The sequence below is a fragment of the Nocardioides sp. CPCC 206348 genome, assembly GCF_048654705.1.
Lineage (GTDB): Bacteria > Actinomycetota > Actinomycetes > Propionibacteriales > Nocardioidaceae > Nocardioides.
In genome coordinates, this window is sequence record NZ_JBMCZA010000033.1 from 1 (window position 1) to 4,584 (window position 4,584).

General features: G+C 71.0%; 5 protein-coding genes. All 5 read right to left on the reverse strand.

The window, feature by feature from the left end; translation table 11 throughout:
- Positions 1-726 (reverse strand): aldehyde dehydrogenase family protein (locus ACOADB_RS00940; RefSeq protein WP_378596049.1); only part of this gene is annotated, 726 nt, incomplete at its 3' end.
- Positions 723-1,928, reverse strand: a complete 1,206-nt coding sequence (locus ACOADB_RS00945) for a Glu/Leu/Phe/Val dehydrogenase dimerization domain-containing protein (RefSeq protein WP_378596050.1) — start codon at positions 1,926-1,928, stop codon at positions 723-725. The genes ACOADB_RS00945 and ACOADB_RS00940, both read right to left, overlap by 4 nt.
- Positions 1,925-3,532, reverse strand: coding sequence for a 5-guanidino-2-oxopentanoate decarboxylase (locus ACOADB_RS00950; RefSeq protein WP_378596051.1), 1,608 nt, complete (start codon positions 3,530-3,532; stop codon positions 1,925-1,927). The genes ACOADB_RS00945 and ACOADB_RS00950 overlap by 4 nt, the downstream gene beginning before the upstream one ends.
- A gap of 2 nt (positions 3,533-3,534) precedes the next feature.
- A complete protein-coding gene (locus tag ACOADB_RS00955; protein WP_378596052.1) occupies positions 3,535-4,338 on the reverse strand; it encodes an SDR family oxidoreductase in 804 nt (267 codons plus the stop codon).
- 28 nt (positions 4,339-4,366) lie between these two features.
- On the reverse strand, positions 4,367-4,537 hold the full coding sequence (locus ACOADB_RS00960; protein WP_378596054.1) for an acetate--CoA ligase family protein: 171 nt from the start codon (positions 4,535-4,537) through the stop codon (positions 4,367-4,369).
- Between the last annotated feature and the right edge of the window lie 47 nt (positions 4,538-4,584).

Genomic DNA, 4,584 nt, shown 5'->3' on the forward strand with positions numbered 1-4,584 from the left:
GGGCGCCGCCAGGGCCGTGATGCGCGCACCGACGCCGGTCGAGCCGGTGAACGACACGACGTCGACGTCCGGGTGCGTCACCAGTGCCTCGCCGACGACCCTGCCCGGGCCCGGCACCAGGTTGAGCACTCCAGCAGGTAGCCCCGCGCGGTCCGCGGCATCGACGAGCAGGTACGCCGACAGCGGGGTGAGCTCCGCAGGCTTCAGCACCACCGTGCACCCGGCCACCAGGGCGCCGCCCAGCTTGGCGATCACCTGGTAGAACGGGTAGTTCCAGGGAGTGATGCAGGCAGCCACGCCGGCTGCCTCGCGCAGGACGAGCGAGTTGCCGATCTGCTCCTCCCACGCCACGTCCCCGGCCGAGTCCAGGTAGCTGCGCAAGACCGCAAGCCCGAGGTCGACGTGTGCCTCCCGCGCGATGGCGACCGGTGCCCCGACCTCGGCCACCGTGATCGCGACCAGGTCGGCGTACCGCGCCGACAATTCGTCGTACCACCGCTCGAGGACGGCGAGGCGGTCCTCGACAGTGGCCCGCGACCACGCCGGGAACGCTGCGCGGGCAGCGGCAACAGCGTCCGTCACGTCGGACTCACCACCGTCGGCGGCGTGTCCGATCACCAGCTCTGTGGCGGGATTCTCGACATCACGCCTACCGGCGCCTTGCGGTGCGTGCCACTGACCACCGATGAAGACCTCGCCGCACTCGAGCAGTCCGGCACTGGTCATCCGGTGACCCCGAAGCGCTCGGTCAGGGCGGCGGAGTTGCGGGCAGTCAGCTCGCCCGCGCACTCCCTAAGGGTCCGGCCGGACGCGTCGGCGGCGTCGGCGACCTCCGTGACGAGGCGACGCATGACGGCGTCGATCTTGGCGTACGACGACACGGCGGTAGGCGCGACGTCGCCGAAGACCACCCACCACCACCAGGCGTTGGTCATCACGTTGGCCAGGAAGTCCGGCACCACGGGAATGCCCCGGGCCAGGAGCGCGGCCTCCGCTTCAGGCAGCGTGGGCATGTTGGCACCCTCGACGACGATCCGCGCCTGCACCCGGTCGACGTCCTCGGGCCGGATGACGTAGGACATGGCCGCCGGCACCAGCAGGTCGCACGGCACGTCCAGCCATGCGTCACGGTCCCCGAGGACCACTCCCGCGGGAAGGCCATGGCGGTCGATCACGCCGAGGCCGTCACGCGCCTCGAGGAGTGCCTCGACGTCCAGTCCGCGGTCGTCACGGATGAGTCCCTCGCGGTCGGCGACGGCAATCACCTTCACGCCTGCACTGGCGAGGTAGCGGGCCGCCGCACCGCCGATCGAGCCGAAGCCTTGCACCACGGCCGTCGCCTCGCCGGCAATGATGCCATTGCGCTCGGCAGCAACCAGGCAGGCCTGCGCGACGCCGTAACCACCGACGAGGTCGCCCAGCGAGATGCCGCCCACGAGCTCGGCGAAGGCCTCAGCGAGGCGCCGGCGGGCAGCAGGCGCGTCCTCGATGGTCGCGAAGACCGCCTCGACCGTCGACGCGAGACCGAGGTCGGCGGCGACCTTGTCGATCGTCTCCTGACGCAGGCCGAAGTCCTCACCGGTGTTCCACTGTTCCCGGACCACCGGCAGCACGGCCGCAAGGAAGCGGCGAAGGACCTCGGTGGCCTGCGGGTCGGCGGGGTCGATGTCGATTCCGCCCTTGCCGCCACCCAGGGGCAGGTAGCGGTCGGCAGGGTCGTAGACCAGCGCCTCCTTGCGGGTCATCCCCTGGGCGAGTCCGCGCACCTCCTCGAGGGAGCAGCCCTCGCGGAGTCGAAGGCCGCCGCTTGCCAGCCCGCGCACGAGGGTGTCGATGACGACGTACCCCTTTCGCCCGGTGACCGGGTCGGTCCAGGTGATCTCGAGCAGGCTTTCGCGGGCGGTCGGGGTGGTCTTCGGGGCGCTCATCGAGCTCCTCCTTCGCGGGGCATGCGGACGTGGATGAGGGTGGGACGGTCGGCGACGAGCGCGTCGCGGACCGCGGTGGTGAGGTCGGACGCAGTGCCGTCCGCGCCGAGGTCGACGGTGACCCCGAGGCAACCGACGGCACGACCCAGTGCCGCGAAGTCGGGCGCCGGGAACGTGACGGCGTGGACCGGGTCGCCTCGGTCAGCCATCTCGTTGCGGATCTCGCCATAGCCGGAGTTGTCGACGACCACCACGGGCAGCGCGATCCCGAGCTCGGCCGCCGTTGCCAGCTCCGCGACGGTGAACATCACGCCGCCGTCGCCCAGCATCGCGACCACCGGACGGTCGGGGTTGCCGACCTTCGCCCCGATCCCTGCAGGCAGGCCGTAGCCGAGTGTGCCGTAGCCCGTCGGGAACAGGTACGACGCCGGTGTGTACGTCGCCAGGTTGGCCAGCGTGCCGAAGTAACAGGCCATGGCATTGTCGGTCGCCATCACCACGTCGCGCGGCACGGCAGCACCGATCGCGGCCACCACCTCGAGCCACTCGGCGCCCTCGGCCTGCGCGTCCTTCGCCTTGCGCTCCCGCCAGTCATCAGCGTCAGGGCGGGCAGGCTCTCCCGCGCCGAGTGCAGAGAGGATCCCGTCCAGCGCTACCGCGGCGTCGCCGACCACCGTGACTGCGGGCGCAGCGTTGGTGACCATGCCGACCGGGTCGATGTCGATCCTGACCAGCTTGCCCGCAACCGGGAGCGGTCCGTACCAGAGGTCGGCGGGAGCGAGCTCCGTCCCGATCGCGACCACGACGTCCGCCTCCTCCACAAGCGCCTTCACAGCGGGCAGGTGGATGCCGGCCCCGAGGGCCAGTGCGTGGTCCTCGGGCAGGACTCCCTTGCCGTTGGTGGTCGTCACGACGAGGGCGCCGAGGCGCTCGGCGAGTGACCGGACCTGCCCAGCGGCGCCTCGCGCTCCCCCGCCGACGAGCAGCACGGGTGAGGTGGAGCTGGCGAGCCGGGCAGCAGCTGTCTCGACCGACGCCGACGGTGCGGCCGCAGCGGCGGTGACGACGGGCGCCACCAGCTGGACCTCGGCCGACTCGTCCAGGACGTCGAGCGGCACCTCGAGGTGCACCGGGCGTGGGCGGCCCGAAGTCATGATCGCGAAGGCCTGGGCGACCGCGGTCGGGATCTCGGCGACGCTGGTCGGCCGCAGGCTCGCGGCCGCAACGGCGGCAAGTGCGGCTCCCTGGTCACGAGTCTCGTGCAGGAGTCCGTTGCCGGTCGCCGGGTGCCGCAGCGGCAGCCCGGGCGAGACCACCAGCACCGGGATCGAATCGGAGTACGCCTGACCGACCGCGGCAGCGGCATTGAGGAGCGCTGGACCGCTGGTCACGACGGCGACACCGACGCGACCCGTCGTACGGGCATAGCCGTCGGCCGCATAGCCGGCACCCTGCTCGTGACGAGTGCTGATGTGGCGCACACCGTGGGACGCGAGGTGCTTGTAGATCTCGAGGTTGTGCGTGCCAGGGATCCCGAAAGCCACCTCGACTCCGTGGGCAGCGAGTGCAGCGACGAGGGCCTCGCCACCAGTCATCGTGGGCATGGTCATCGTCCCTTCGAGGAGTCGGCATAGACAGCCTTGCCCAGCCACTGTCCTCCGTCGACGCTGAGCACGTCACCGGTGATGTAGCCGGCCCGACGCGGGTCGAGCAGGAAGGCGGCCGACTCGGCGACCTCTTCCGGAGTGGTGAACCTCGCGGCGGGGACACTGCCCAGGACGCGGGCCCGGTCCTCCGCGGTCGGCCAGAGCGCCGCACCGGCGCCCTCGGTCTCGGTGGGACCCGGCGAGATGCAGTTGACGCGCACCCCGCGACCGCCCCACTCGGCAGCCAGGGTCCGGGTCATCGCCAGGATGCCTCCCTTGGCCGCAGCGCTGTGCACTGTGCCGGGGTGACCGTGCCACGCATAGGAAGCGATCACGTTGACGATCGAGCCTTCACCCGCAGCCAGCATGTGCTGGGCCGCAGCGCGCGTCGCGTAGAACGACCCGTTGAGCACGATGTCGACGACCGCGCGCCAGCCACCGGGCGACAGGTCCTCCGCCGCACAGACGAAGTTGCCGGCAGCGTTGTTGACCAGGGAGTCCAGCCGGCCGAAGTCGGCGACAACACCATCCACGGCTGCGGTGACGGCATCAGCGTCACGGACATCGCAGCTGACGAAGCAGGCGCGCACGCCGTACTTCTCGGCAAGCCGGACGGTCTCCTCCAACGGCTCAGCACGGCGGCCGAGGACGACCACGTCACCACCGCCGGCGGCGTGGCGCACCGCGATGGCGCGACCGATTCCCGACCCGCCTCCGGTGACGAGGGCGACCTTGCCCGAGAACTCGGTGGACTGCTCGATCATGCAGATGCTCCTAGGTTGTCAGTGAATGTCAGTTGGGCTGGCTGACGTTGCGGTCAGCTGCAACGACGAGGGCGTCGACAGCGACCGCGCCACCAGGACCGACCCGAAGTGGGTTGATCTCGCACTCCACGATCTCTGGCGACTCGGCAAGCAGGCGGGAAACGGCAGCCACGACGGCGGCGGCAGCCACGACGTCCACGGCTGGACGACCACGCCAGCCGTCGAGCAGCGGGAAGGCCCGCAACG

What these genes read in the sequence shown, in the direction of transcription:
- ACOADB_RS00945 (WP_378596050.1), bottom strand. Translation starts at nt 1,928, where the DNA reads ATGAGCGCCCCGAAGACCACCCCGACCGCCCGCGAAAGCCTGCTCGAG.
- ACOADB_RS00950 (WP_378596051.1), bottom strand. Translation starts at nt 3,532, where the DNA reads ATGCCCACGATGACTGGTGGCGAGGCCCTCGTCGCTGCACTCGCTGCC.
- ACOADB_RS00955 (WP_378596052.1), bottom strand. Translation starts at nt 4,338, where the DNA reads ATGATCGAGCAGTCCACCGAGTTCTCGGGCAAGGTCGCCCTCGTCACC.